Consider the following 26,289-nt stretch of genomic DNA (forward strand, 5'->3'; position numbering starts at 1 on the left):
GATGAATATTGTAACGGTATTAGGTTTATTAGTATCATCTATGTTGATTTATGCGGCTCCCTTGATTTTCACAAGTATTGGCGGAGCCTACTCTGAGCACGCTGGTGTTGTTAATGTTGGCTTGGAAGGAATCATGGTTATGGGAGCTTTTACAGGCGTTCTCTTTAACCTGACTTTCGAGAAGAGTTTGGGTAGCGCGACTCCATGGCTTTCATTGTTTGCTGCTGGTTTGGTCGGAGTTGTCTTCTCTCTTATCCATGCTGTTGCGACCATTACCTTCCGTGCGGACCACGTTGTGAGTGGTACAGTGCTGAACTTGCTGGCGCCAGCCTTGGCAATTTTCCTTGTTAAAGCTATTTATAATAAGGGACAAACGGATAATATTCAGCGTTCATTCGGGAAGTTTAATTTCCCTGTCCTATCTGATATTCCAGTCTTGGGAGACATTTTCTTCAAGCATACAAGCTTGGTTGGTTATCTTGCCATTGCTTTCTCTTTCCTTGCTTGGTTTATCATGTTTAAGACTAAGTTTGGATTGCGTCTTCGCTCAGTCGGAGAGCATCCGCAGGCAGCAGATACCTTGGGGATTAATGTTTACCTCATGCGTTATTGCGGTGTCATGATCTCTGGTCTGCTCGGTGGTATTGGTGGAGCTATCTATGCTCAGTCAATCTCAGTAAACTTTGCTGTGACAACTATCGTAGGTCCTGGATTTATCGCCTTGGCGGCTATGATCTTTGGTAAATGGAGTCCTATTGGTGCCATGTTGGCTAGTCTCTTCTTTGGAGCTTCCCAAAGTTTGGCGGTTATCGGGAACCAGTTGCCATTGCTTTCAAGCGTTCCAAAGGTTTATCTGCAGATTGCGCCTTACGTATTGACGATTGTAGTCCTTGCGGCATTCTTCGGTAAAGCTGTTGCTCCGAAAGCGGATGGTATCAACTATATCAAGTCTAAATAAACCTTTACACCAGTTCTTTGGAACTGGTGTTGTTTTGTGATTGGAAGAAGATACAATCATAGGAATAGAAAAAGCCTGCTTCGTCTGAAACAGGTTTTTTAAGATTAGTTTGTTGCGATTTCATTTAGCAGGTCTTCTGCAGTAGTGGTTGGGTTAACGCGAACGCGATTGAGTGTGAGCAAGCCATTGGATAGGGAAGCTAGACCGTTATTGGTCGTCAATCCCATCTTGTAGCCAAGGCTTTCAGCAATCTGCAAGGTTGCATCACTGTATCGTCCAGATGGATAGGCAACAGTGGTTGTGGTTTGAGACAGATTTTTGTCTAAGTAAGACTTGGAGTCTTTTAACTCAATTTTTTGTTGGCCTTCTTTCGTTGCTGAGAGGTCGGGATGGTTGACAGTGTGGTCTTCGAAGGACATTCCTTTGTCCTTCATTTCCTTTATCTCATCCAGTGTCAGCATATCTTCACGACCCGCTTGAACAAATCCAGTAATGACATTATTGGTTGCTTTCATGTCATATTTCTGGAGAAGTGGAAAGGCATTAGTGTAGAAATCCTTTAAACTATCATCGAAGGTCAGCCAGACGACTTTTTTGTTTTCTGGCAGGACATTCTCCGTCAGGACTTTGTATGCTTCAGCTGGTGTCAGAGGGTAGTAGCCTGCGTCTTTCAAAGCTTTTAGATGACTTTCAAATGTGGCTGGATCCACAATCAAACCGGCGTTAGCTGCTTCTGATGGATCCATGACGTGAATGGCATGGTACATCAAGATAGGAACTTGGACTGGCTGGTCTTGCTTAACCCATTTAATCTTGTCCTTACTGTTATCATCCGAACTCGTCTTTTTTTCCCGAGTCGGTTCTGACGATGCCTTTGAAGAGCTAGTGACCTGATTAATGGATACATTATTCGCTTCTTCTTGATTGTGGGGCTTGCCTAACTGAGCCAATGAATAAACCCCACTCACGATCAGGACGAGAAGAAGAACTAGACTCGTCACGGCCAGTAAAATAGCCCTTTTCTTTGCCTTGCGCCGCTGCATGCGATTTCCACGGTGTTTTCCTGTCATAATATCTCCTTTTAAAAAAATTACAATTCCTTGCGGAAATTTACATCTATTATAACAAATAAAGAGGTAGTTTTGTAGGCATTTTTTTATAATTTTGTTATAATATTTTTTATACAAGAAATTTTCAAGGAGTGCTTCATGTCTATTAAAATAGCTTTACTTGGTTTTGGAACAGTGGCCAGCGGTGTGCCTTTTTTGCTGAAGGAAAATGGAGAAAAAATCGTTCAAGCAGCTCATTCAGAGATAGAGGTTGCTAAAGTTTTGGTCAAAGACGATGCTGAAAAAAAGCGTCTTTTAGCAGCTGGAAATGACTTTAACTTTGTCACAAATGTTGAGGAAATTCTGAAGGATTCTGAGATTACCATCGTTGTAGAATTGATGGGGCGGATTGAGCCTGCGAAAACTTTCATCACTCGTGCTCTTGAAGCTGGCAAACATGTGGTAACGGCCAATAAGGACTTGTTGGCTGTTCACGGAGCAGAGTTGCTAGAAATTGCTCAAAAGCAAAATGTGGCTCTCTATTATGAAGCAGCTGTTGCTGGCGGCATTCCAATCCTCCGTACCTTGGTTAATTCACTGGCTTCTGACAAAATTACCCGTATCTTGGGTGTGGTCAATGGGACCTCTAACTTTATGATGACCAAGATGGTAGAAGAAGGATGGTCTTATGAAGACGCTCTTGCTGAAGCACAGCGTCTTGGTTTTGCTGAAAGCGACCCGACCAATGACGTAGATGGGATTGATGCGGCTTACAAGATGGTGATTCTTAGCCAGTTCGCTTTTGGTATGAATGTTAAGTTTGAAGATGTAGGCCATCAGGGAATTCGTCATATCACACCAGAAGATGTGGCTGTTGCCCAAGATTTGGGCTATGTAGTCAAGCTGGTTGGTTCTATCGAAGAAACGCCGTCAGGAATCGCAGCAGAAGTAGCTCCAACATTTCTGCCTAAAGCGCATCCGCTGGCTAGTGTCAATGGGGTAATGAATGCTGTCTTTGTTGAGTCCATCGGCATCGGAGAATCCATGTATTACGGACCGGGAGCTGGTCAAAAACCAACTGCAACTAGTGTTGTGGCAGATATTGTTCGTATCAGCCGCCGTTTGAATGAAGGAACAGTTGGCAAGGCCTTTAATGAATTTAGTCGTGAGCTAGTGTTGGCTAAGCCAGAAGATGTGAAGAGCAGCTATTACTTCTCTATCTTGGCACCTGACTCTAAAGGTCAAGTTCTGCATTTGGCAGAGATTTTCAATGCTGAGGATGTTTCCTTTAAGCAGATTCTGCAGGAAGGTACAGATGGTGAGAAGGCTCGCGTGGTGATTATTACCCATGCTGTCAGCAAGACACAGTTGGAAAATGTCACTGCTAAGCTTAAAGAAGTTGCTGAGTTCGACTTGCTCAATACCTTCAAAGTATTAGGAGATTAAGATGAAAATTATTGTACCGGCGACCAGTGCCAATATCGGTCCTGGCTTTGACTCCGTTGGGGTAGCTCTGTCAAAATATCTTGAAATTGAAGTCTTGGAAGAAAGCCAGGAGTGGGTGATTGAACATGACCTCAATCCGAGAATTCCTAAGGACCGGCGCAATCTATTGGTTAAGATTGCCCTGCAGTTGGCACCAGATATTCAGCCACGCCGTTTGAAAATGACCAGTGATATTCCATTGGCTCGTGGACTTGGGTCTTCTAGCTCGGTCATTGTAGCTGGGATTGAATTGGCCAACCAGCTAGCTTATCTTAATTTGTCGGATTATCAGAAGCTGAAAATCGCTACCAAGATTGAAGGCCATCCTGACAATGTTGCGCCGGCTATTTATGGTAATTTGGTCGTATCTAGCTCATCTAGAAATCAAGTATCTGCTGTGGTAGCGGACTTTCCGGACGCAGACTTCATCGCCTATATCCCAGACTATGAGCTTCGGACGGTTGAGAGCCGCCAAGTCTTACCAAATCGGCTTTCTTACAAGGAAGCTGTTGCGGCTAGCTCCATTGCCAATGTTGCGATTGCAGCTCTTTTAAAAGGTGATATGAAAATCGCTGGTCGAGCTATCGAGTCAGATTTGTTCCACGAAAAATACCGTCAGCCTTTGATCAAGGAATTTTCAGATATTAAGTTCTTAGCCAGAAAAAATGGCTCTTACGCAACCTATATCTCAGGAGCGGGACCGACTGTTATGGTCTTATCGCCTAAGCACAAGACAGAGAAGATTTATCAGCTTCTGCAAAAACAGAATTTCAAGGGGCAAATCTTCCGGCTTCAGGTGGATACAGAGGGCGTCCGAGTAGAAAAATAAATCATCAAGAGGTTTTTTATGAGCCTCTTTTTTCATTTCTAAGCTAGGGAGTTGATATCCCTATCTTTTTATACCTAACTGTGCTATAATGGGGCTAGCTTAAAGGAGGATAATTCACTTTATGGATCATTTAGAATTACAGGCTCTGTCAGGTGAGCTAGAGCTTTCGGTGCTATCAGGAATGCTCTTTCTACTCAAACACAGCGATTTGCTACTAGAAAATTATAAGCGTTAAAAAGCTGACCTTTCTCAGCTTTTTCTTTGTAATCTATCGTAAATGCCATAGATTTTTGATATAATAGAGTGTATTTTGTTTACATAAAAGAGAGAAAATCATGCAAAAACTAGAGAAATTAAAATCTGAATTAGAGGGAATCGACATTCGCTTCAATGAGCCTTTGAGTCAATACACCTACACAAAGGTCGGGGGTGCAGCCGATTTCTTAGTTTTCCCCCGCAATTGTTATGAGCTGGCTCGTATTGTCAATTTTGCCAATCAAGAAGACATTCCTTGGATGGTGCTGGGAAATGCCAGTAATATCATTGTGAGAGATGGCGGTATCCGAGGTTTCGTGATTATGTTTGACAAGCTCAATAATGTAGCAGTAGATGGCTATATGATTGAGGCAGAGGCTGGAGCTAATCTGATTCAGACAACCCATATCGCCTTGCAGAACAGTCTGACTGGCTTTGAGTTCGCTTGTGGTATTCCAGGTAGCGTTGGCGGAGCTGTCTTTATGAACGCTGGGGCTTATGGCGGCGAGATTGCTCATGTCTTGGTGTCTTGCAAGGTACTGACTCCTCAGGGTCAAGTCAAAACGCTGGATGTTCGGGATATGAAGTTCGGCTATCGTCACTCACTGGTTCAGGAAACAGGCGACATTGTTATTTCTGCTAAGTTTGCTCTTTCGCCTGGTGTTCACAGAACGATTCGTCAGGAAATGGAGCGCTTAACCCATCTGCGGGAGCTCAAGCAGCCTTTGGAATATCCATCCTGTGGCTCTGTTTTCAAGCGTCCTTTGGGTCACTTTGCTGGTCAGCTCATTAGTGAAGCAGGACTCAAAGGTCATCGGATCGGTGGTGTAGAGGTATCTGAGAAGCATGCCGGCTTTATGATTAACGTCGATAAAGGAACGGCTCAAGATTACGAAAATCTTATCGCTCATGTGATTGAAAGGGTGCGGGAAAATTCAGGTATTACTCTGGAGCGCGAAGTCCGCATCATTGGTGAATCTCTGTAAGACAGATATGATTTCCAGTAGAAGTATGCTGGATAAGGAACTGCAGCTGGCTGCAACTTAGTAAGGGGGTGAAAGCCTATCGACACGGAATTTATAAAGGGCCTTTACAGCCCTCACGAGGTAGCAGCGGTCTGACAGAACCCTTAATCTGTTAATACGAGAAAGAAGGAATTTATGACAATTGAAAAAACCAATCATCGAGTTTAAAAACGTTTCAAAAGTTTTTGAAGATAATAATACTGTCGTTCTGAAAGATATTAATTTCGAGTTGGAAGAAGGAAAGTTCTATACTTTGCTGGGATCTTCTGGTTCTGGAAAATCAACGATTCTGAACATTATTGCCGGTCTTTTGGACGCGACAGACGGGGATATTTTTCTTGATGGCGTCCGCATCAATGATATTCCGACTAATAAAAGAGACGTTCACACGGTTTTTCAGTCCTATGCACTGTTTCCGCATATGAATGTTTTTGAAAATGTTGCCTTTCCGCTGCGTCTGCGCAAGGTTGATAAAAAAGAAATTCAAGAGCGGGTTGCAGAAGTGCTGAAAATGGTTCAGCTGGAAGGTTTTGAGCGCCGTTCTATTCGCAAACTGTCGGGCGGCCAGCGCCAGCGTGTAGCCATTGCGCGGGCAATCATTAATCAGCCACGGGTCGTTTTGCTGGATGAGCCGCTGTCTGCTCTGGATTTGAAGCTGCGTACGGACATGCAGTATGAGCTGCGGGAATTGCAGCAGCGTCTGGGCATTACCTTTGTCTTTGTCACGCACGACCAAGAGGAAGCTCTGGCTATGAGCGACTGGATTTTCGTTATGAATGACGGCGAGATTGTTCAGTCGGGGACGCCTGTTGATATTTATGACGAGCCCATCAACCACTTTGTTGCAACCTTCATTGGCGAGTCCAATATTCTGCCAGGTAAGATGATTGAGGACTATCTGGTTGAGTTTAACGGCAAGCGCTTTGAAGCAGTGGATGGTGGGATGCGCCCAAATGAATCTGTTGAAGTGGTGATTCGGCCGGAGGACTTACGGATTACTCTGCCAGAAGAAGGCAAGCTGCAGGTTAAAGTTGATACCCAGCTTTTCCGTGGCGTTCACTATGAGATTATCGCTTATGATGAACTGGGCAATGAATGGATGATTCACTCAACTCGCAAGGCCATTGTCGGAGAAGAAATTGGTCTGCATTTCGAGCCTGAAGATATCCATATCATGCGTCTCAATGAAACTGAAGAAGAATTCGATGCCCGTATCGAAGAATATGTAGAAGTAGAAGAGCAGGAAGCGGGTCTGATCAATGCCATTGAGGAGGAACGCGATGAAGAAAACAACCTCTAATCTTTTTCTCTTGCCCTACCTGCTCTGGATTTTCCTTTTTGTCCTAGCACCTGTTGTTATGATTATCTGGAAATCCTTCTTTAACATTGAAGGCCAATTTACTCTGGAAAATTACCAGACCTACTTCACATCGCAGAACTGGACCTATCTCAAGATGAGTCTGAATTCGGTTCTTTATGCAGGGATTATTACTGTTGTAACACTGCTGATTTCCTATCCGACTGCATTCTTTTTGACTCAGCTCAAGCACAAGCAGCTCTGGCTGATGCTGATTGTCCTGCCGACCTGGATCAACCTCCTGCTCAAAGCTTATGCTTTCATCGGTATTTTTGGTCAGAATGGCTCAATTAACCAATTTTTGACTTTTATCGGAGTAGGACCGCAGCAGATTCTCTTTACGGACTTTTCATTTATCTTTGTAGCCAGCTACATCGAGCTGCCTTTTATGATTCTGCCCATTTTCAATGTTCTGGATGATTTGGATCCAAATCTTATCAATGCCAGCTATGACTTGGGAGCTAATCGCTGGGATACTTTCCGTCGGGTTGTTTTCCCTTTGTCTTTGAATGGTGTCAGAAGTGGAGTGCAGTCAGTCTTTATCCCTAGTCTCAGTCTCTTCATGCTGACCCGCTTAATCGGTGGTAATCGAGTGATTACTTTGGGAACTGCCATTGAGCAGCACTTCCTGACTACTCAGAACTGGGGCATGGGCTCTACTATCGGTGTGGTACTGATTGTTGCCATGCTCTTTACCATGTGGGCAACCAAGGAAAGGAGAGGGCGATGAAAAAAATTGCAAATCTCTATCTGGCCTTTGTCTTTTTGGTGCTCTACATTCCAATTTTCTATCTGATTGCTTATGCCTTTAATGCAGGGGAAGACATGAATCGCTTTACAGGATTCAGTCTCAGTCATTTTCAAAATCTCTTTGAGGATTCGCGTCTGATTTTGATTTTGGTTCAGACTTTCTTTCTGGCTTTCCTGTCTTCGTTGATTGCGACTTTGATTGGAACTTTTGGAGCCATCTATATTTATCAAGCTCGCAAGAAATATCAGGATGCCTTTCTGTCTATCAACAATATTCTCATGGTAGCGCCGGATGTCATGATTGGGGCTAGTTTTCTGATTCTCTTTACCACTGTAAAATTCCAGCTGGGCTTCCTGTCTGTGCTGGCTAGCCATGTGGCCTTTTCCATTCCGATTGTGGTGCTGATGATTCTTCCGCGTCTGAAGGAAATGAACGATGATATGATTAAGGCTGCCTATGACTTAGGCGCCAGCCAATTGCAAATGCTGAAAGAAATCATGCTGCCTTATCTGACTCCAGCCATTATCGCTGGCTACTTCATGGCTTTTACCTATTCACTAGATGACTTTGCTGTGACCTTCTTCGTTACAGGCAATGGTTTCTCTACTCTGTCTGTTGAGATTTACTCCCGCGCTCGGCAAGGGATTTCTTTGGAAATCAATGCTCTGTCAGCCTTGGTCTTTCTCTTCAGCATTGCTTTGGTAATTGGGTATTACTTTATCACCCGTGAGAAGGAGGAGACTGTATGAGAAAGCTCTATTCATTTTTAGCGGGGATTCTGCTGATTATCTTAGTCTTATGGGGTGTCAGTTACCAGATCGAAAGTCGGACGCAGAGTAAAGAAAGCGATAAGTTAGTTATTTACAACTGGGGTGACTATATTGATCCTGAGCTGCTGACTGAGTTTACTAAGGAAACTGGTGTCCAAATCCAGTACGATACCTTTGACTCCAATGAAGCCATGTATACAAAAGTGAAGCAGGGCGGCACAACCTACGACATTGCTATTCCCAGTGAATATATGATTGCAAAGATGATGAAAGAAGGATTGGTAGAAAAGCTAGATCATAGCCAGATTAAAGGTTTGGAAAATATCGGTTCTGACTTTTTAGACCAGCCTTTCGATCCAGGAAATCAGTACTCGATTCCTTATTTTTGGGGAACGCTGGGCATTGTCTACAATGAAAAAATGGTTGATAAAGCTCCGGAGCATTGGAATGACCTCTGGCGTCCTGAATACAAAAACTCCATCATGATGATTGACGGAGCCCGTGAAGTCATGGGAATTGGTCTGAACTCGGATGGTCATAGTCTCAACTCCAAAGATGCTAATCAGCTGCAGGAGGCTGTCGACAAGCTCTACACTCTGACGCCAAATATCAAGGCCATTGTGGCTGATGAGATGAAGGGATACATGATTCAGAACAATGCAGCTATCGGTGTAACCTTTTCTGGTGAGGCCCGTCAGATGCTGGAGGCCAATGAAGACCTGCGCTATGTCGTGCCTACAGAAGCCAGCAACCTTTGGTTTGACAATATTGTCATTCCTAAAACGGTCAAAAATAAAAAAGCAGCTTATCAGTTTATTAACTTTATGCTGAGACCGGAAAATGCTTATAAGAACGCCCTTTATGTTGGTTATTCGACACCAAATCTTCCTGCCAAGGCCATGTTGCCTAAGGAAGTTCAGGAAGATGAGGCTTTTTATCCGACAGAAGAAACGATGAAACATCTGGAAGTCTATGAGCAGTTGGGCCCTAAATGGCTGGGAACCTACAATGACCTCTATCTTCAAGTCAAGATGTATCGGAAGTGATAGTCAAGTAAGGTTGCTTGATGAATACAAAAAAACGCCTGGCTCAATGAGCTGGGCGTTTTCTGCTTGCTTAGTTTGAAGCTTCTGTCTGAGTATTGGTTGCAGTGTCTTGACTCTGGCTAGAAGCGGTAGTGTCGCCTGCTGCTGTATCTGCCGTAGAGCTAGACGCACTAGTCTCAACCGCTGCTGTATCACTGCTGGAAGCTGCTGTATCAGTTGCAGTTGTTGAAGCAGGGTTGCTTGTTTCTTTTTCGATTTCCTTGATAATGGTAGTCGTTGCAGTAGAGCTGCTGGTATCAGTTTTTGATTTTTCATCCTTATGGCCAGTCAGATTCATGATCGTGATGCTGGCAATGATGATAGATAAGATACTGGCAACCGTTGCAATAGTCTTTTGGAAGGCTGAAAGACCTGTTTTAATATGCTGTTTAGTAGGTTTTTTAGATGATTTTGTCTTGTTTTTATTACTGCGAGAATAGTTTTCCATGCTTGAAAGAATCTCCTTTTAAAATTTCAATGATTTCTTATCTCTCATTATACGTTTTTTATCTGAAAATGTCTTTAAAAAATCAAATTTTTATCTATGAAAACGCACACAAAAGATTGCTGTCAAGAAAAGAAACTGCTCAAATTTGGATTGAGCAGTTTCTTGAGCTAGAATAGCAAAGTAATCACGCCTTCTCATCTTGGAGTGCAGCTTGAGCGACAGCCAGCCTAGCTGCTGGAACCCGATAAGGAGAGCAGGAAACGTAGGTGACACCAATTTCTTGGAAGAAGGGGATGGAAGCAGGATCGCCACCGACCTCACCGCAGATGCCGATAGGAAGTTCAGGTTTGACTTGACGCCCTTTGCTGATAGCTATGCGCATCAATTCACCAACGCCGTCCTGGTCAATACTTTGGAAAGGATCAAAAGGAAGAATTTCTTTCTCCTTATAATGGCCGATGAATTTTCCAATATCGTCTCGTGAGAAACCGTAGGTCATCTGGGTCAAGTCGTTAGTACCAAAGCTAAAGAAGTCCGCTTCCTGAGCCAGCTGGTCTGCAACCAGACAGGCACGCGGAAGTTCAATCATGGTGCCAATTTCATAAGGGAAAGGCTCCAGACCTTGATGCCTAAAGAGCTTGTTGATATGTTGGATGAGAAAGGATTTGACAGAGTCTAGCTCGGCCTTGTCTGCAATCAGCGGAATCATAATTTCTGGCTTGACAGTCAATCCTTCTTGACTCAGCTTGATAGCACTCTTGAAGACGGCTTCGACCTGCATCTTGTAAATCTCTGGTTGCGTAATCCCCAGACGGCAGCCGCGGTGGCCCAGCATAGGATTGCTTTCTTGCAGCTGTTCAATGCGGCGAGTCAGTTTTTCTGGTGACTTGTGCAGCTTGTCAGCCAAAGCCTTGATTTCCTGTGAATCTTTAGGTAGAAATTCATGCATCGGCGGATCCAAAAGACGGATAATCATAGGTTTGTCCTGAACTGCTTGGAACATTTGATAGAAGTCTTTTTCTTGGAACTCCAGCAGTTTTTTGAGGGCGGATCTGGTTTCCAATTCGTTGTCGGCTAGAATCAGACGCCGCATTTCCAGAATCCGCTCTTGGCCAAAGAACATGTGTTCGGTACGAGCCAGACCAATGCCCTTTGCCCCAAACTTGATAGCTGTTTTCAGATCTTGAACGGTCTCTGCGTTGGCACGGACTTTGAGCTGTGCGACTTCGTCTGCCCATGAAAGCAAGCGTTGGAGTTCTTGGTCATTTTCGACTAGGACGGTCGGAATCTCACCGCTATAAATGCGCCCAGAGCTGCCGTCAACTGAAATGACATCACCTTCGGTCAAGACAAGATTTCCGCAGGAAACAGTCTTGCTGTCCTCGCTGATGGTCAGCTCTCCACAGCCAGCCACACAGCAGGTTCCCATTCCCCTAGCTACGACAGCTGCGTGAGAGGTCATACCGCCCTGACTGGTTACGATGGCCTGGCTGACAACCATGCCCTCAATGTCTTCAGGTGAAGTTTCCTGCCGTACTAAGATGACATTTTTACCCAAGGAGTGGTAGTCTTTGGCGCGCTCAGCTGTAAAGACAATCTCACCAGTTGCAGCACCAGGGCTTGCTGGCAGTCCTTGAGCCAAGAAAGGAGCATCTTGCAGAGCTTTTTCTTCAAATACAGGATGGATGAGCTGGCTAATCGTAGCAGGAGATACGCGCTGGAGAGCTTCTTTTTTGCTGATAATGCCCTCGTCTACCAGATCTAAGGCGATTTTCAAAGATGCCTTGGCGGTCCGTTTACCGTTTCTAGTTTGGAGAATATAGAGTTTACCCTTTTCGATGGTAAATTCGATATCTTGCATGTCCTTGTAGTGGTTTTCAAGAATCTTAGCATAGTCTTGGAAGGCTGCATAGGCCTGAGGGAGAGCTGTCTCAAGTGCAGCGATAGGCTCAGGTGTTCGAATGCCGGCTACGACATCCTCTCCTTGTGCATTGAGCAAAAATTCGCCAAATAACTGATGCTCACCGCTGGCAGGGTTTCTCGTGAAGACAACTCCTGTACCACTAGCTTGGTCGCTATTTCCGAAAACCATGGCTTGGACATTCACCGCTGTTCCCAAATCATGAGGAATATCATTCAAGTTGCGGTAGACCTGAGCTCGGGGGTTATTCCAAGACTTGAAGACAGACTTGATAGCAGCATAGAGCTGTTCTTTAGAGCTTTGCGGGAAGGTTTGATGATGCTCACGATAAAGCAGCTTGTACTGGTCGATTAATGCTTGATGTTCTTCCAATGTGAAATCCTTGGCCTGTTTGCCAGCATTCTTTTCAAAATATCCCAAGAGGTCATCGAACTCATCCTTGGAAATGCCATAAACCACATCAGCAAACATTTGCAGCAGACGTCGGTAGCAGTTGTAGGCAAAGTCAGCATTGGTCTGCTCAGCCAGAGTCTGGGTTCTTAAATCGTTCAGACCTAGATTGAGAATAGTGTCCATCATGCCCGGCATGGAAAACTTGGCTCCGCTTCGAACAGACACTAAAAGCAAGGCAGAGTCGTTGCCGCTGAAATATTTACCGGTTTTTTCTTCTAATTCAGTAACCGCTTTCAAAACATCTTCTTTTAAAGAAGATTCAAAGAAATAAGGGCTTTCTAAATATTCGATACAGCTTTCTGTAGTAATAGTAAAACCTGGAGGGACAGGCAGTCCCAAATTGGTCATTTCAGCTAGGTTGGCACCTTTTCCGCCAAGCAGAGCTTTGTCATCTGCACATCCTTCCTCGAAGGAGTAAATCCATTTCGCCATATTTACCTCCAAAATTATGAAATATGTGTCATATTGTAGGACAACTACATTGTAATATACATCACATATATTTGTCAACCGAAAAAAGTATCCTGTTTTATTGACAATTTTTCTTTTTTTGTTATAATGTGTTACAAAATGATGATTATTTAAACGCCTGAAAATGAAATATGAGTAATAATTCCTAAATTTTAAGCGAAATCAGGCTAGTCATCTATTATAAAGAACGAAGGAGTCAGACCTATTTGAAATTAAGTGAACGGCAAAAGAAAATTGTAGAAATTGTTAAAGAACACCAGCCACTCAGCGGTGAGAAAATCTCAGAATTACTCGATATTTCTCGGGCAACTCTGCGCTCGGACCTGTCTTTTCTGACCTTGGTTGGGATTTTGAAGGCTACGCCTAAAGTTGGTTACACGTACTCGGGCTCGGATTTAGAGACGCTTTTCTTTTTCGATACCTTTCGAAAGAAAGTGGCAGAGATTATGACTTCTCCCGTTTTGGTATCTCATGATTCTTTTATTCAAGATGCCATTATTACATTATTTATGTATGATGCGGATGTTCTCTATGTCATTGATGAGCATAAGCTGCTCTTGGGGATTTTGTCGCGTAAGGACTTGCTGCGGGCTTCGCTCAATACTAACATTGACAGCACGCCTGTAGCGGTTTGCATGACCCGAATGCCCCATATTAAAACTTGCTACAAGGATATGAATATTTTGGAAGCGGCGGCAGTTTTGCAGGATTTTGCGATTGATTCACTGCCGGTAGTCGATGAGGATAATGAGCGTAAAATTTTAGGAACTGTGACCAAGTCAGCTCTGCTGGACTATATTATTCAAGAGGCCAGAAGCGCTGAGGTTAATAGATAAGAGGAATGTACATGAAGAAAGAAATTATTGTTTACAGCATTTCAGATTCTTTGGGGGGAACTTCGCAGAAGCTATTGTCTGCAGTGACAGCCCAATACCCAGATATTATTTTTAATAACAGCTATCGTTTTCCATTTATCAACAAGGAAGAAGAATTGCTGGATATTCTGCGCGATGCCATCAAGGACGATGCCCTTGTTATTAGCACTCTGGTTGATGGCAAGCTAGCAGCAGTAGCTAGGGAGTTTAGTCAGGCCAATGGTCTTTCTTATCTGGATTTGATGCATCCATTTTTTGAGATTATCAAGGAAAAGACAGGCACCAGTCCTATAGAGGTGCCGGGTACCTTGCACCGGCTGGACACTGAGTATTTTAATAAAATCTCTGCTATTGAGTTTGCGGTCAAATACGACGATGGCAAGGCACCACAAGGATTTTTAGATTCGGATTTGGTGCTCTTGGGCGTCTCCCGTACATCCAAAACGCCACTAAGTATTTATCTGGCAAATAAAGGATACAAGGTTTCTAACCTGCCTTTGATTCCAGAAGTACCTCTGCCTCAGGTCTTGGAAAAAGTTGATTCAGAGCGTATTATCGGTCTCTTATGTGAGCCAGAAAAACTGTCTAAGATACGCAGTAATCGCTTGAATTCTCTGGGATTGACCCAGTCGACCAGCTACACAGATCTGGAAAAGATATACGAAGAACTAGACTACTCAAAAGAAGTCTTTAAAAAGTATCGGGCTCATGTCATCAATATCACAGATAAATCAATCGAGGAGACAGCTTTCTTGATTGAAGATCATTTGAAGAAATTGAGATAAGAGAGAAGATTGAGAGAGCGGTTATAGAGTGAGGGCATAAGATGGAGCAATATAAGCGTATTTTACTGAAAGAATTTGACAGTCGGCAGAAGGTCATTACAGAGCTGACCAACCTAGAGGCAATTTTGAACCTGCCTAAAGGGACGGAGCTGTATATCAGTGACATTCACGGGGAGTTTGCTGCTTTTGACTATATTTTGAGAAGCTGTGCAGGTATCCTCAATGAGAAGATCAAGGACTGTTTTGGGGACAGCTTGTCAGAATCTCATAAGGATCGCCTGTCAGCGCTGGTTTCCTATCCTGAGCTTGTGTTGGGGGAAGAAACTAAAGGCCAAGACTGGTATCAGGAAACCATTCCCCAGCTCTTGAATTTGCTGGCTTTTGCAGGTGCAAAATACAGTCGGTCCAAGGTCAGAAAGTCCTTGCCGCCACAGTATGCCTATATCATCGAGGAGCTCCTCTATAGTGACAGGGCTCTAGCTGATAAAAAGTCCTATTTTGAGAATATCCTGACTTATGTGATTGAATTGCGGGAAGCTGTGCCTTTTATCCTAGGCTTGTCCCGAAGTATTCGGCAGTTGTTGATCGACCATCTGCATGTGGTTGGAGATATTTTTGACCGAGGAGCTGGCAGTGCTCAGGTCATGGATGAACTGCAGCATTTTCACTCGCTTGATATTCAGTGGGGTAATCACGACATTATCTGGATGGGAGCCTTTTTTGGTTCCAAGGCTTGCTTGCTCAATGTGCTGCGCATTGCAGCTCGCTATGGCTATCTCTGGGATATCGAGAAAGATTATGGTTTAAACCTGCGTTCCTTGACTCTTTTTGCGGACAAAACTTACCAGTCTAATCCTAAGTTTAGACCCATTCTAGGCGGCAGAGAGCAGGAGTTTTCAGATGAGGAAATTCTGCAGCTGGAAAAGGTTCACCAAGCCTTAGCGATTATCCAGTTCAAGCTGGAAAATCAACTCATCAAACGACGGCCTGAATTCCAGATGCAGGACCATGTTATGCTAGACAAGATTGATTATTGGGAAGAAAGTGTTACGATTGACGATACCAAGCATCCCCTGGTTAACACCTGCTTCCAAACTATCAATCCGGAAAATCCGTCAGCTTTGACACTAGAAGAAAATCAAGCTGTAGACAGTATGCTGGCCTCATTCCAAAGTTCTCTTAAGATGGCTGAGCATATGAGTCTTCTGATGAACAAGGGCTCTATGTATAAGATTTACAACCATCACTTGCTTTTTCACGGCTGCATTCCTCTGGAGCCGTCAGGAGAATTCCAGCCTTTCATTCTCAATCAAGCCCATTATGCGGGCAAGGAATTGCTGGATTTCTTTGAGTATCATATTCGACAGTCGGCCAAGAACAAGGAAGTGGGCGATGATTTGTCGACTGATTTGATTTGGTATTGCTGGAAAGGTAAGCTGTCGCCCTTGTTTGGAAAAGAAAAGATGACTACCTTGGAGCGCTATTTCATTGAAGATAAGGGCACCCACAAGGAAGTGGAAAATTCTTATTTTTCTTATCGTAATTCTGAGAAAGTCTGCCAGCTGATTTTGGAAGAATTCGGCCTCTTTTCTCAAGAGTCTAGGATGGTCAACGGTCATACCCCGGTTAAGACAGGCAAGGGTGAATCTCCCATTCGCGGTGGCGGTCTGCTCTTTGTCATTGATGGCGGTCTGTGTGAAGCCTATCAAAAGAAGACTGGAACAGCTGGCTACTCACTGCTCAATAATTCCTATGGCTTCCAGCTGGTGACCCATCAACCTTTCCAAAACGCTCAAAAAGTCGTGGAATCGCCTTTTGCTCAGACCTCTCTGAAAAAGGTGATTGAAAATGTAGAGGAACGAACCCTCATCAAATCTACTACCATCGGTCAAAGCTTGTTAGCTCAACAACAGGAACTTTTTGGCTTGCTGCATGAGTTTTATGACCGGTGATATTTATCCCTAAGTTCTAACAGAATTTAGGGCTTTTTCTTTCTTGTTCCAGCTTCTCTTTCGTGTTACAATAGGAGTATTGAAATTTAGAGGAAAGAACATGATTTATTTAGATAATTCAGCGACAACCAAACCTTATCCTGAGGCTTTGACCGCTTACACAGAAGTAGCTTCTAAAATCTGGGGCAATCCATCTAGTCTGCACAGTTTAGGTAGTCAGGCAACCCGTCTCTTAGAAGCTTCTCGCCGGCAAATAGCAGAGCTTTTAGGCAAGTCTTCTTCGGAGATTTTTTTTACGTCTGGAGGGACTGAAGGGGACAACTGGGTGCTAAAGGGAGTTGCTTTTGAAAAGGTTCCTTTTGGCAAACACATCATCGTATCCAACATTGAGCATCCTGCAGTTAAAGAATCAGCCCTCTGGCTGCAGAGTCAAGGATTTGAAATAGATTTTGCACCAGTCGATAAGTCTGGTTTTGTTGAGGTAGACAAGCTAGCGGAGTTGATTCGACCAGACACCACTCTAATCTCCATCATGGCTGTCAATAATGAAATTGGCAGTATCCAGCCCATTCAGAAAATATCCGAACTGCTAGCAGACAAGCCGACTATTTCCTTTCATGTGGATGCTGTACAGGCTGTTACGAAGATTCCGACTGCTGCTTATCTGACGGAACGTATCGATTTTGCGACATTTTCCAGTCATAAATTTCACGGTCTTCGGGGTGTAGGTTTTGTCTATATCAAGTCTGGCAAGAAAATCAGTCCCCTCTTGACCGGTGGCGGCCAGGAGTCGGACAAGCGCTCAACGACGGAAAATTTAGCTGGCATTGCAGCGACGGCTAAGGCTCTGAGGCTGTCTATGGAAAAACAAGAAGTATTTGCCCAGCAGACGGCTCAGATGAAGAAGATTCTCCTTGAAGAACTGCAGAAGTATCCAGATGTGGTCATTTTCTCAGACATGGAGGATTTTGCGCCCCATATCCTTACCTTTGGTTTCAAGGGGGTGCGGGGTGAAGTCGTCGTCCATGCATTTGAAGACTACGAGATCTATATCTCGACTACCAGCGCTTGCTCTTCCAAGGCTGGAAAGCCGGCGGGAACGCTAATCGCTATGGGCTTCGAAAAGTCTCTCGCTCAAACTGCTGTCCGTATCAGTTTGGATCTTGACAACGATATGAGCCAGATGGAGCAGTTTTTAACAACCTTTAAAATTATTTACGAAAAAACAAGAAAAGTAAGGTAAAAAATGCATTATTCAGAAATTATGGTACGCTACGGTGAGCTCTCAACCAAGGGCAAGAACCGCATGCGCTTTATCAACAAACTCAAACGCAATATCCAATCAGTCTTATCAATCTATCCGCGGGTTCATGTCAAGGCTGACCGTGACCGCACTCATATCTATCTGCAAGGAACCGATTATCAGCCAGTCGCCGAATCGCTCAAGCAGATTTTTGGGATTCAGAATTTTTCACCATCTTATAGGGTTAAAAAGTCTGTACCAGCCTTGATTGAAGCTGTTCAAACCATCATGAAGCAAGTCTATCAGGAAGGGATGACCTTTAAGATTACCAGCAAGCGCAGTGACCACAGCTTTGAGTTAGATAGCCGCGAGCTTAACCAGACTCTGGGAGACGCTGTTTTTATGGCCATTCCTAATGTTCAGGTCAAGATGAAAGCGCCGGATATTGAGCTACGTGTCGAAATTCGTGAAGAAGCGGCCTATATCTCCTATGAGACCATTCGTGGTGCTGGAGGTTTGCCAGTCGGCACTTCAGGCAAAGGCATGCTCATGCTCTCAGGTGGGATTGACTCACCGGTGGCTGGCTATCTGGCTCTTAAGCGCGGTGTGGATATCGAGGCGGTTCACTTTGCCAGTCCACCTTACACCAGTCCAGGTGCGTTGAAAAAAACTCAAGATTTGACGCGAAAATTGACCAAGTTTGGCGGCAATATCCAGTTTATCGAAGTCCCTTTTACAGAGATTCAGGAGGAAATCAAGGCCAAGGCTCCAGAAGCTTACCTGATGACACTGACTCGTCGCTTTATGATGCGCATTACAGACCGAATTCGGGAGGAGCGGGGCGCTCAAGTCATTATCAACGGAGAAAGTCTTGGTCAGGTGGCAAGTCAAACCATTGAAAGTATGCAGGCTATCAACGCTGTGACCAATACACCGGTTATCCGTCCTGTCGTGACCATGGACAAGCTGGAAATCATTGAGATTGCAGAGAAAATTGATACTTTCCAAATTTCTATCCAGCCATTTGAAGACTGCTGTACCATTTTTGCTCCAGACCGGCCTAAAACTAATCCAAAAATCAAGAATGCTGAGAAGTACGAAACTTACCTAGATGTTGAAGGCTTGATTGAGCGCGCGGTCGCAGGCATCATGATTACAGAAATCAGACCGCAAGCAGAGGCTGATGAAGTCGATGAGCTGATTGAGGGGCTCTTGTAAAAGCGAGAGAAGGTGACGTTTATGCTTGCTGTTTTTCTCTTAATTCCTTTTCTGCTGATTCGTTTTCCTTTATTAAGTCATTTTGGCAAAAATGCTTTGTCACGCGCAGCTTATTTTGCACCAATCCAGGGAAAGGAAAAGATAGCTTATATGATTTATCAATTGAGTAATCTAGCCTTGTTCATAACTCCTTTTTTGCTTGAAATTAAGTTTGATTTTTCTGTTTTCTTTTATGCTGGTATAGCTATTTACCTGCTTGGTTTGGCTTTGTGTGGTATCAGTATGAGGGATTTCGCTAGACCAGATGCAAACGGAATGAATACAAAGGGTCTTTATCGCTATTCCCGTAATCCCATGTATGTAGCTTACTTTATTTGTTTTTTAGGAATAGCTTTTTTGACTAAGTCAATGATTTTCTTTCTGATTTTATTCATTTTTCAGACTTCGGCCCACTGGATTATCCTCTCCGAGGAGCGCTGGTGTCTTGAAAAATTCGGAAAGTCTTACCAAGACTATCAAGATAGGGTACGGCGTTATATTTAGAAATTTTCTCAATTAATAATTATTTAATAAAGCAGTTAGCGGATAAAAGATAACAGAGGTTGTCTTAGTTCATTAGTGAACAAAATCTAAATATAATCCTTGAAAATCCGTTTTCATGAGATGAAAAAGCTTGCTAAAGAGATGCAGAAGTGCTATACTTATAGAGTTGACTATGCACATTCCTGTGCAACCGCACGATCATCGTTGCTCACTCTGTGAGATAGAAGTGGTTCGTCCCACGATGCTAGGCGAGTCTTCACAAAATTCGGGGAAACCCTAAAAATCATAGGAGGTGCATAATGAGCACATACGCAATCATTAAAACTGGCGGAAAACAAGTTAAAGTTGAAGTTGGTCAAGCAATCTACGTTGAAAAGTTGAACGCTGAAGCTGGTCAAGACGTTACTTTTGACGAAGTTGTTCTTGTTGGTGGTGAAAACACTGTTGTCGGAACTCCGCTTGTTGCTGGAGCTTCTGTTGTCGGAACTGTTGAAAAACAAGGCAAGCAAAAGAAGGTTGTTACTTACAAGTACAAACCTAAAAAAGGCAGCCATCGTAAACAAGGTCACCGTCAACCATATACAAAAGTTGTCATCAACGCTATCAACGCTTAATTTTAAGGAGATTAAATGATACAAGCAGTCTTTGAAAGAGCCGAAGATGGCGAACTGAGGCGTGCAGAAATCACAGGTCACGCCGCGAGTGGTGAATACGGCTTTGATGTCGTGTGTGCGTCTGTTTCGACGCTCGCCATTAATTTTGTCAATTCAGTTGAGAAATTCGCAGGCTACGAACCAAACTTAGAATTAAACGAAATAGAAGGTGGTTATCTGAAGGTTGAAATTCCTCAGGATATACCGTCACACCAAAGAGAAATGACTCAGCTTTTCTTTGAATCATTTTTCCTAGGAATGGCAAACTTATCGGAGGACTCATCTGAGTTCGTCCAAACCAGAGTTATCACAGAAAACTAACACGGAGGAAAACATTATGTTAAAAATGAATCTTGCTAACTTGCAACTATTCGCCCACAAAAAAGGTGGAGGTTCTACATCTAACGGACGTGATTCGCAAGCGAAACGTCTGGGAGCTAAAGCAGCTGACGGTCAAACCGTAACAGGCGGCTCTATCCTTTACCGTCAACGTGGCACTCACATCCATGCAGGTGTCAACGTTGGACGCGGCGGAGATGATACTTTGTTCGCAAAAGTTGAAGGCGTAGTACGCTTTGAACGCAAAGGACGCGATAAGAAACAAGTTTCTGTTTACCCAATCGCTAAATAATTAATAAGAAATCCCCATGCTCGGATATTGAGCATGGGGATTTCTTATTAGAGACGGCACGATAAAGCATTTATTTAATAATTCATGATGATGCTCATCAATTTTAGCATACAAACTCTGATAATATTCTAAAATTTTAATTTTTAGACTAATAAATATTTGAAATCGCTTGCTGTTCCTATTTTTTTATGTTATTCTATATAAAATAGATGCAATAATGTTTCTAAATCTAAAAAGATAAGGAGAAATTATGGAAAAAGAATCATTTAAACTTCCAGGCTTTTCATTGTACAAATTGAAAGTTGGATTAGCATCAGTAACTCTTCTATTTGCCTTTTCACAAGCTTCGCATGTTTTTGCGGACCAGGTTGGCACACCACCTTCAAGCAGTATAGCAAAAACTGAAGTAGTAAGCTCTCCGATTGAAGCTGCTGGTACTGAAATTGCTGCTGATACGACGAAACCTGTTGTTGAAGAATCTACAGCGAAACCAGGAGATTTGATCGATGTCTCAAAAAATGTATCACCTGTTGATGTCAAAGAAAGTCAAGAAGGCAATCAAACAGTCCGTGTAGAAACGTCGACTGTTGATGTTACAAAGACAGAAGTGGCTCCGGCAAAGGTTGATAAGGCGCCAGAGCCAATAACTAGACGTACTGAAAATACTTTATCTGGCACAGATGAAAATGGGAATCCCTATACGCAGTATGAGCGAGTAGATAAGACTACAACTATTACCTACACCTCAACGCCACCAACTGTGACAAAAGCTGGTTCAGCTGATATTGTATTTGTTGTCGACCGTTCAGGATCCATGGGCGGCACAATTGATATTGTTCGTGCAAATATTAATGAATTTGTGCGAAATATTACTAAAGAGGGGATTACAGCACGTTTTGGCTTGGCAACATTTAGTGATGAAGTCTACGGCCGTAATTCTGGCAGCAAAGATGAAGATACGGTTCTAACACGGTTTGGGTCATCTTATTTTACAACTGATCCGGCTGAGCTCGAAAAAGCGTTAGCTGCGATTCGTATAGCGAATGGAGGAGATACTCCAGAAACACCAACTCCTGCCCTGAACCAGATTATTTCGACCTATGATTGGTCTAAGTCATCTAAAAATAAGAAATTCGTCGTTTTATTAACAGATGCTGAAATGAAAGAAGACCCTTCAATTCCAACGGTTGCTGATACACTTGCGGCTTTGAAAGCTGCTGGTATAGAAAGAACCGTAGCAACGGTAAAAGCGATTGAGGGAATTTACAAAAATTTTGCAACAGAAGGCAGAGTGCTTGATATTGAAAATAACTTAGCTGATGCTCTAACAAAAGGAACCACTTCATGGATTGTTGAAAGTGTCAATGAAGCACGTTACTATAAAATCATAAAAGATAGTTATCAATTCTATCTTGAGCGTCGTACTACAATGCCTACATCTACCGTCTACCATGTTCAGGCACCAACACTTTTGGCCAAATCTGAACAGTCTCTTCCTAAAACAGGAAGTAGCGAAAAGGCAGTCTATAGTGTTGTGGGGCTTGGTTTGCTTCTGACTGGATTGGGGCTAGGTATTAGTGTAAGAAAATCAGAAGAACAATAACCATCTGCTAAAAAATGAATTTCCCATTAGAGGGGTTTTGAATAAAATAAATACCAGAAACGAAGACACACGTCCTCATTTCTGGTGTTTTTCATTATGGTGTAACTTCTTCGTCTTTTATATTGACAACGCCATACCAATTTGCATAATAGGTCTTTCCTTTGTAGTTGACAATAGTCTCCCTATAAAGTTCACCATACTCACCAAAGTAATAGTAGTACTCGCCAATCTTAAAAAGACCGTTTTTATAAGGTGTTCCATCTTCTCCAAAGTAATAAGTGTATTCAGAGTAACTAATAAATCTGTTTTTAGCCATTTCTCCGTAAGAATCAAAGAAGTATTGTTTGCCATCAACACTGTAAAGATTGATGACCCTTCGTCCTTTTTCGTCAAAATAATAAACCTTACCTGTTGGGCTGGTATAGAAGGAGTTTTTTAGATTCGTCGGAATTTGTTCTGCTGGGTCATCTTGAACTTTGTATGTATCCCCATATTGGTTTGCGAGATAGTATTTACCCTCGTGAAGAACGATTCTATTTTTAATTATTTCCCCAGACTCATCATAAAAAGCTTCAGGGTACTCACGCTTAGGTGCTTCCGGAACCTTGATAGGTTCAGAATCATCAAAGATAGTAGGATCGTCCTCAATGTCAGGTACACTAGGGTCGTAAATACCAACTTCACGTCTAGAAGCCCAGTCTGGGATTGACTTGTTCTCCGCTTGAACTGTTCCGGTGGAAATCAAAGCAGCGGCCAAAGTCGCAGCAGAAGCGAGGGGAAGCCCCAGCCAGTAGCGATGATTGAACATTGTTTTAGTCTTCTTTTCTTGTCTCATAGCAAATCCTTTCTATGCAACTGTTAGTATAAGATGAAAGAATCTCATTTTTAACAGTTAGGTTATGTTATTTCTATAAAATTATACCTCTGTAACATTTCTATAATATTGTAATAAGATTTCATTTTTATAGAGATTATATTACTAATTGGTGATAAAAGCGAACAATCATTGGATAATATGTAAACGTTTACAAACATCGTTTTTTATGCTATTATTATAGGGATGAAAGGAGAATGCCTATGATGAAAAGGTATAAATTGCTATTGGTGCTTGCCTTGTCATTACTGGTTTTTTGGCCAGTTGGATCCATAAAAGCAGATACAACTAATCAGCCGCCGGAACCTGCTAACCAGTCTGAACAAGCAAGTGCTGCAGTTGCAACGGACTCTTCTGATAGTAGTGCAGGGGCTAGGGGCACACCAAGTCAGGATGCTCAGATTGCTGCAAAAGCTCTGACGGTCTCTGATGCACCGTCAGTTGCACCTACTGAATCTGCTGCTTCAACCCAAGAAGGCAATACTGGTAATTTGCTAGAAGATTCTACCAAACCTGCGACTGCCCAGCCTGTAGAAGCTTCCTCGGAAGCTAATCAAGCTCAAGGTCAGGCGGCGACTGATGCACCTTCAGCTTCTAAGAGAGTGCAGGAGCTTGTGGCGGATATGACACTTCGTCAGAAGATTACACAGATGCTGATGCCTGACTTCAGAAAATGGCAGCAAGAGGGCCAAGCCTCCCAGTCAGATATGACGGAGCTTAATAAAGAAGTGGCAGAAGCGGTTGATAAATACGACTTTGGCGGAGTTATTCTTTTTGCTGAGAATGTGAAAGGAACTGCTCAAACCTTAGCCTTGACGCATGCCCTGCAGCAAGCAGCTATCAGCAACCAAGCTAATAATGGCAAGTTGCCGCTCTTGCTCGCGATTGACCAAGAAGGTGGTATCGTCTATCGTTTGGGTAGTGGGACAGCCCTTCCTGGCAACATGGCAGTTGGCGCGACGCGAGATCCGGAATTGGCTAATCAAGCAGGTCAAATTATCGGACGGGAGCTATCGGCTCTAGGTTTGAATGTCAACTTTGCTCCTGTTTTTGATACCAATAATAATCCGCAGAATCCAGTTATTGGTTTGCGGTCCTTCTCTTCAGATCCTAAGGTTGTTGCTCGCTTGGGAACGGCTATGATGGAGGGGATTCAGAAATACAATGTTGCAGTAGCGGCTAAGCATTTCCCTGGGCATGGTGATACGGCGGTGGATTCTCACACTGGTCTGCCTCTGGTAGACAAGTCTTATGCGGAGTTAGAAGCGCTGGAGTTGCTGCCCTTCAAGGCTGCCATTGACAAAAATGCTGATATGCTGATGACAGCCCATATTCAGTATCCTCAGATTGAAAAAGACACGGTTATATCCAAACAAACTGGTGAAACCATCTATATCCCTGCCACCTTGTCTGATGACATTATTACTGGCATTGTTCGCAAAAAGTTTGGTTACAAGGGAGTGGTAGTTTCTGATGCTATGGGCATGGATGCGATTGCCAAAAACTTCGGAGAATCTGAAGCGGCTATCATGGCAATCAAGTCAGGTGTGGATGTAGTTCTGATGCCAACTGTCTTACGCAGCAAGAGTGACTTGGCCAAGATTGATAAGATTATCAGTGATATTGAGCAGGCGGTTCAGAGCGGCGATATTCCAGTCAGCAGATTGGATGAGTCAGTGACCCGAATCTTGAATCTAAAAGAAAAACGGGGTGTTTTGGACTTTGACCCATCTGAGCGTACTCAAGCCAAGGCTGAAGCAACTGTTGGCTCAGAGCTAAACAGAGATAACGAGAGAAAAATCGCTGCCAGTGCAGTGACGGTAGTTAAAAACGAAGATACTGTTCTGCCCTTTAAGGTCAAATCTGGCGACAGGATTTTGCTGTTAGCAGCTTACGACGATGAAGTTCCTGGACTAGAGCTGGGCGTCAAGCGTCTGATAGCAGATGGAGTGATTCCAGCTGGAGTTACATATGATGCGTTGAACTACAGTAAGACGACCAAGTTGGAAGATTTGAAAGGAAAGATTGACCAGGCTACTCACATTGTTCTTATTTCTGAGATTGGTCGTCAATCTCAACTAGCAAGTGATTTTTGGCTGACAAGGGTTCCGACGGAAGTTGTAGACTATGCAAATGCAACTGGAAAACAGGCAGCTGTCATGAGCATTTCTAAACCCTATGATGTAGCAAATTATCCTAATGCCAAGGCTATTGTAGCAGTTTATGGAAACAAGGGCATGGATCCGACCGAGTCCCTGAAGCCGGACAATGCTTTTGGTCCTAATATCCCAGCTGGAGTGGAAGTGATTTTCAATGGTCAAAAACATGTTGGAACGCTACCAGTAAATGTGCCGCGTATCAAGGATGGCATCATGTCTGAGGCAGAGGTTGCCTATCCTATGGGGCATGGTCTCTTTTATACCGATCCAGTTAAGGATATCAAAGTCAATGTTCCTACATCTGCTCAGCTAGATCAGCCTTTTACAGCTACGGTTACCCTGAGTGGATTAAATGGTCTAGAGAAAAATGACTACCGCCTTGCTCTTAAGATGGATACTAAGCAATTTAGCATTCTCCCTAGTCCAGACTATATCATCTCTGGTGATACCGTTCTGATTTCTAAAAAATCCAATGATACCAATCCAGTTGAGATAGGCTTGAAAGGCTTAGTAGAAGGTCAGTTCAGTCCAGTGCTTTCCCTAACCTTGATTGACAGTAAAGACAGAGAATTCAGTATGGGAGAAGGTTATTACAAGGAACTTGTTCAGATTACTGCAGCTAGGCAGAGCATGGTCCCAGGTCAACAAAATCCTCCGCAGTTGAGTTTGCGTTCTGTTGAACCTGTAAGTTCTCGTAGGCAACTAAGTCAGCAAGCTACACAGTTTAGCCAGCTTCCTGAAACAGGAGATGGCAGTGGATTGGTCTTGACCTTGCTGGGCCTTGTCTTCTTCTTTGGAGCTATCTGCCTCTATGGTCTGTCTTCTTGCAAAGTATAAGAAAGTAGGAAATGAGCAGATGACGGTAAAATTCTAGCGGATTTGTTCATACAAGATAA

At 43.4% G+C, this 26,289-nt stretch carries 23 protein-coding genes and 1 other annotated feature; of the genes, 19 read left to right on the forward strand and 4 right to left on the reverse strand.

From position 1 onward, the window contains the following. Window position 1: 1 nt before the first annotated feature. Window positions 2-958, forward strand: a complete 957-nt coding sequence (locus SSV_RS04690; RefSeq protein WP_072073879.1) for an ABC transporter permease — start codon at window positions 2-4, stop codon at window positions 956-958. Window positions 959-1,062: 104 nt separating this feature from the next. Here SSV_RS04690 and SSV_RS04695 read toward each other — a convergent pair whose 3' ends face one another. Then, window positions 1,063-2,028 (reverse strand): polysaccharide deacetylase family protein, encoded by a 966-nt coding sequence (locus SSV_RS04695; protein WP_072073880.1) that lies wholly within the window; start codon window positions 2,026-2,028, stop codon window positions 1,063-1,065. A gap of 138 nt (window positions 2,029-2,166) precedes the next feature. Between SSV_RS04695 and SSV_RS04700 the strand changes: the two genes are divergently transcribed. The 7 genes from SSV_RS04700 to SSV_RS04730 all read left to right on the forward strand — a co-directional run bounded on the left by SSV_RS04700 (window position 2,167) and on the right by SSV_RS04730 (window position 9,525). Beyond that, window positions 2,167-3,453 (forward strand): homoserine dehydrogenase, encoded by a 1,287-nt coding sequence (locus SSV_RS04700; RefSeq protein ID WP_072073881.1) that lies wholly within the window; start codon window positions 2,167-2,169, stop codon window positions 3,451-3,453. A gap of 1 nt (window position 3,454) precedes the next feature. After that, window positions 3,455-4,321, forward strand: coding sequence for a homoserine kinase (thrB, locus tag SSV_RS04705; RefSeq protein WP_072073882.1), 867 nt, complete (start codon window positions 3,455-3,457; stop codon window positions 4,319-4,321). Between the two features lie 335 nt (window positions 4,322-4,656). Then, window positions 4,657-5,562, forward strand: a complete 906-nt coding sequence (gene murB / locus SSV_RS04710; RefSeq protein ID WP_061591850.1) for a UDP-N-acetylmuramate dehydrogenase — start codon at window positions 4,657-4,659, stop codon at window positions 5,560-5,562. Between the two features lie 181 nt (window positions 5,563-5,743). Next, window positions 5,744-6,901: an ABC transporter ATP-binding protein gene (locus SSV_RS04715; RefSeq protein WP_002904388.1), complete on the forward strand. Its 1,158-nt coding sequence runs from the start codon at window positions 5,744-5,746 to the stop codon at window positions 6,899-6,901. Then, on the forward strand, window positions 6,882-7,688 hold the full coding sequence (locus tag SSV_RS04720) for an ABC transporter permease (RefSeq protein WP_072073883.1): 807 nt from the start codon (window positions 6,882-6,884) through the stop codon (window positions 7,686-7,688). Before SSV_RS04715 ends, SSV_RS04720 begins: the two co-directional genes overlap by 20 nt. Beyond that, window positions 7,685-8,458: an ABC transporter permease gene (locus SSV_RS04725; RefSeq protein ID WP_072073884.1), complete on the forward strand. Its 774-nt coding sequence runs from the start codon at window positions 7,685-7,687 to the stop codon at window positions 8,456-8,458. The genes SSV_RS04720 and SSV_RS04725 overlap by 4 nt, the downstream gene beginning before the upstream one ends. Continuing rightward, window positions 8,455-9,525 carry an ABC transporter substrate-binding protein gene (locus SSV_RS04730; RefSeq protein ID WP_072073885.1) on the forward strand — a complete coding sequence of 357 codons (1,071 nt, stop codon included), beginning with the start codon at window positions 8,455-8,457 and terminating at the stop codon, window positions 9,523-9,525. Before SSV_RS04725 ends, SSV_RS04730 begins: the two co-directional genes overlap by 4 nt. 70 nt (window positions 9,526-9,595) lie before the next feature. Here SSV_RS04730 and SSV_RS04735 read toward each other — a convergent pair whose 3' ends face one another. Together SSV_RS04735 and ppdK are read right to left on the reverse strand one after the other, a co-directional pair. Continuing rightward, complete coding sequence (locus SSV_RS04735) at window positions 9,596-10,012, reverse strand: DUF6556 family protein (protein ID WP_072073886.1); 417 nt, start codon at window positions 10,010-10,012, stop codon at window positions 9,596-9,598. Between the two features lie 184 nt (window positions 10,013-10,196). Then, window positions 10,197-12,818, reverse strand: a complete 2,622-nt coding sequence (ppdK, locus tag SSV_RS04740; RefSeq protein ID WP_072073887.1) for a pyruvate, phosphate dikinase — start codon at window positions 12,816-12,818, stop codon at window positions 10,197-10,199. A 245-nt stretch (window positions 12,819-13,063) separates the two neighbouring features. Between ppdK and SSV_RS04745 the strand changes: the two genes are divergently transcribed. The 10 genes from SSV_RS04745 (at window position 13,064) to SSV_RS04790 (ending at window position 22,360) form a co-directional block, all read left to right on the forward strand. After that, window positions 13,064-13,693, forward strand: a complete 630-nt coding sequence (locus tag SSV_RS04745; RefSeq protein WP_072073888.1) for a CBS domain-containing protein — start codon at window positions 13,064-13,066, stop codon at window positions 13,691-13,693. 5 nt (window positions 13,694-13,698) lie between these two features. Then, window positions 13,699-14,517, forward strand: coding sequence for a pyruvate, water dikinase regulatory protein (locus SSV_RS04750; RefSeq protein WP_072073889.1), 819 nt, complete (start codon window positions 13,699-13,701; stop codon window positions 14,515-14,517). Window positions 14,518-14,558: 41 nt separating this feature from the next. Further along, entirely contained in the window at window positions 14,559-16,469 is a 1,911-nt protein-coding gene (locus SSV_RS04755) for a fructose-1,6-bisphosphatase (protein WP_072073890.1), read from the forward strand. 100 nt (window positions 16,470-16,569) lie between these two features. Continuing rightward, on the forward strand, window positions 16,570-17,712 hold the full coding sequence (locus SSV_RS04760) for a cysteine desulfurase family protein (protein ID WP_072073891.1): 1,143 nt from the start codon (window positions 16,570-16,572) through the stop codon (window positions 17,710-17,712). Window positions 17,713-17,715: 3 nt separating this feature from the next. Beyond that, complete coding sequence (gene thiI, locus SSV_RS04765; RefSeq protein WP_072073892.1) at window positions 17,716-18,930, forward strand: tRNA uracil 4-sulfurtransferase ThiI; 1,215 nt, start codon at window positions 17,716-17,718, stop codon at window positions 18,928-18,930. Between the two features lie 21 nt (window positions 18,931-18,951). Next, window positions 18,952-19,473 (forward strand): methyltransferase family protein, encoded by a 522-nt coding sequence (locus SSV_RS04770; RefSeq protein WP_072073893.1) that lies wholly within the window; start codon window positions 18,952-18,954, stop codon window positions 19,471-19,473. A 178-nt stretch (window positions 19,474-19,651) separates the two neighbouring features. Continuing rightward, window positions 19,652-19,739: a sequence feature (ribosomal protein L21 leader region), on the forward strand. Between the two features lie 33 nt (window positions 19,740-19,772). Then, window positions 19,773-20,087 carry a 50S ribosomal protein L21 gene (gene rplU / locus SSV_RS04775; protein WP_002904398.1) on the forward strand — a complete coding sequence of 105 codons (315 nt, stop codon included), beginning with the start codon at window positions 19,773-19,775 and terminating at the stop codon, window positions 20,085-20,087. Between the two features lie 15 nt (window positions 20,088-20,102). After that, window positions 20,103-20,447, forward strand: a complete 345-nt coding sequence (locus SSV_RS04780; protein WP_002900460.1) for a ribosomal-processing cysteine protease Prp — start codon at window positions 20,103-20,105, stop codon at window positions 20,445-20,447. Window positions 20,448-20,463: 16 nt separating this feature from the next. Beyond that, a complete protein-coding gene (gene rpmA, locus SSV_RS04785) occupies window positions 20,464-20,757 on the forward strand; it encodes a 50S ribosomal protein L27 (RefSeq protein ID WP_002895619.1) in 294 nt (97 codons plus the stop codon). Between the two features lie 250 nt (window positions 20,758-21,007). After that, window positions 21,008-22,360: a vWA domain-containing protein gene (locus SSV_RS04790; protein ID WP_072073894.1), complete on the forward strand. Its 1,353-nt coding sequence runs from the start codon at window positions 21,008-21,010 to the stop codon at window positions 22,358-22,360. Between the two features lie 94 nt (window positions 22,361-22,454). Here SSV_RS04790 and SSV_RS04795 read toward each other — a convergent pair whose 3' ends face one another. Beyond that, window positions 22,455-23,195: a hypothetical protein gene (locus SSV_RS04795; RefSeq protein ID WP_072073895.1), complete on the reverse strand. Its 741-nt coding sequence runs from the start codon at window positions 23,193-23,195 to the stop codon at window positions 22,455-22,457. A 236-nt stretch (window positions 23,196-23,431) separates the two neighbouring features. Here SSV_RS04795 and SSV_RS04800 point away from each other — a divergent pair, with 236 nt between their 5' ends. Continuing rightward, a complete protein-coding gene (locus SSV_RS04800) occupies window positions 23,432-26,230 on the forward strand; it encodes a glycoside hydrolase family 3 protein (RefSeq protein ID WP_176693562.1) in 2,799 nt (932 codons plus the stop codon). Window positions 26,231-26,289: the final 59 nt, after the last annotated feature.

This window comes from Streptococcus sanguinis (genome assembly GCF_001078705.1).
GTDB classification, from domain to species: domain Bacteria; phylum Bacillota; class Bacilli; order Lactobacillales; family Streptococcaceae; genus Streptococcus; species Streptococcus sanguinis_D.

What these genes read in the sequence shown, in the direction of transcription:
- SSV_RS04690 (WP_072073879.1), top strand. Translation starts at nt 2, where the DNA reads ATGAATATTGTAACGGTATTAGGTTTATTAGTATCATCTATGTTGATT.
- SSV_RS04695 (WP_072073880.1), bottom strand. Translation starts at nt 2,028, where the DNA reads ATGACAGGAAAACACCGTGGAAATCGCATGCAGCGGCGCAAGGCAAAG.
- SSV_RS04700 (WP_072073881.1), top strand. Translation starts at nt 2,167, where the DNA reads ATGTCTATTAAAATAGCTTTACTTGGTTTTGGAACAGTGGCCAGCGGT.
- thrB (WP_072073882.1), top strand. Translation starts at nt 3,455, where the DNA reads ATGAAAATTATTGTACCGGCGACCAGTGCCAATATCGGTCCTGGCTTT.
- murB (WP_061591850.1), top strand. Translation starts at nt 4,657, where the DNA reads ATGCAAAAACTAGAGAAATTAAAATCTGAATTAGAGGGAATCGACATT.
- SSV_RS04720 (WP_072073883.1), top strand. Translation starts at nt 6,882, where the DNA reads ATGAAGAAAACAACCTCTAATCTTTTTCTCTTGCCCTACCTGCTCTGG.
- SSV_RS04725 (WP_072073884.1), top strand. Translation starts at nt 7,685, where the DNA reads ATGAAAAAAATTGCAAATCTCTATCTGGCCTTTGTCTTTTTGGTGCTC.
- SSV_RS04730 (WP_072073885.1), top strand. Translation starts at nt 8,455, where the DNA reads ATGAGAAAGCTCTATTCATTTTTAGCGGGGATTCTGCTGATTATCTTA.
- SSV_RS04735 (WP_072073886.1), bottom strand. Translation starts at nt 10,012, where the DNA reads ATGGAAAACTATTCTCGCAGTAATAAAAACAAGACAAAATCATCTAAA.
- ppdK (WP_072073887.1), bottom strand. Translation starts at nt 12,818, where the DNA reads ATGGCGAAATGGATTTACTCCTTCGAGGAAGGATGTGCAGATGACAAA.
- SSV_RS04750 (WP_072073889.1), top strand. Translation starts at nt 13,699, where the DNA reads ATGTACATGAAGAAAGAAATTATTGTTTACAGCATTTCAGATTCTTTG.
- SSV_RS04755 (WP_072073890.1), top strand. Translation starts at nt 14,559, where the DNA reads ATGGAGCAATATAAGCGTATTTTACTGAAAGAATTTGACAGTCGGCAG.
- SSV_RS04760 (WP_072073891.1), top strand. Translation starts at nt 16,570, where the DNA reads ATGATTTATTTAGATAATTCAGCGACAACCAAACCTTATCCTGAGGCT.
- thiI (WP_072073892.1), top strand. Translation starts at nt 17,716, where the DNA reads ATGCATTATTCAGAAATTATGGTACGCTACGGTGAGCTCTCAACCAAG.
- SSV_RS04770 (WP_072073893.1), top strand. Translation starts at nt 18,952, where the DNA reads ATGCTTGCTGTTTTTCTCTTAATTCCTTTTCTGCTGATTCGTTTTCCT.
- rplU (WP_002904398.1), top strand. Translation starts at nt 19,773, where the DNA reads ATGAGCACATACGCAATCATTAAAACTGGCGGAAAACAAGTTAAAGTT.
- SSV_RS04780 (WP_002900460.1), top strand. Translation starts at nt 20,103, where the DNA reads ATGATACAAGCAGTCTTTGAAAGAGCCGAAGATGGCGAACTGAGGCGT.
- rpmA (WP_002895619.1), top strand. Translation starts at nt 20,464, where the DNA reads ATGTTAAAAATGAATCTTGCTAACTTGCAACTATTCGCCCACAAAAAA.
- SSV_RS04790 (WP_072073894.1), top strand. Translation starts at nt 21,008, where the DNA reads ATGGAAAAAGAATCATTTAAACTTCCAGGCTTTTCATTGTACAAATTG.
- SSV_RS04795 (WP_072073895.1), bottom strand. Translation starts at nt 23,195, where the DNA reads ATGAGACAAGAAAAGAAGACTAAAACAATGTTCAATCATCGCTACTGG.
- SSV_RS04800 (WP_176693562.1), top strand. Translation starts at nt 23,432, where the DNA reads ATGCCTATGATGAAAAGGTATAAATTGCTATTGGTGCTTGCCTTGTCA.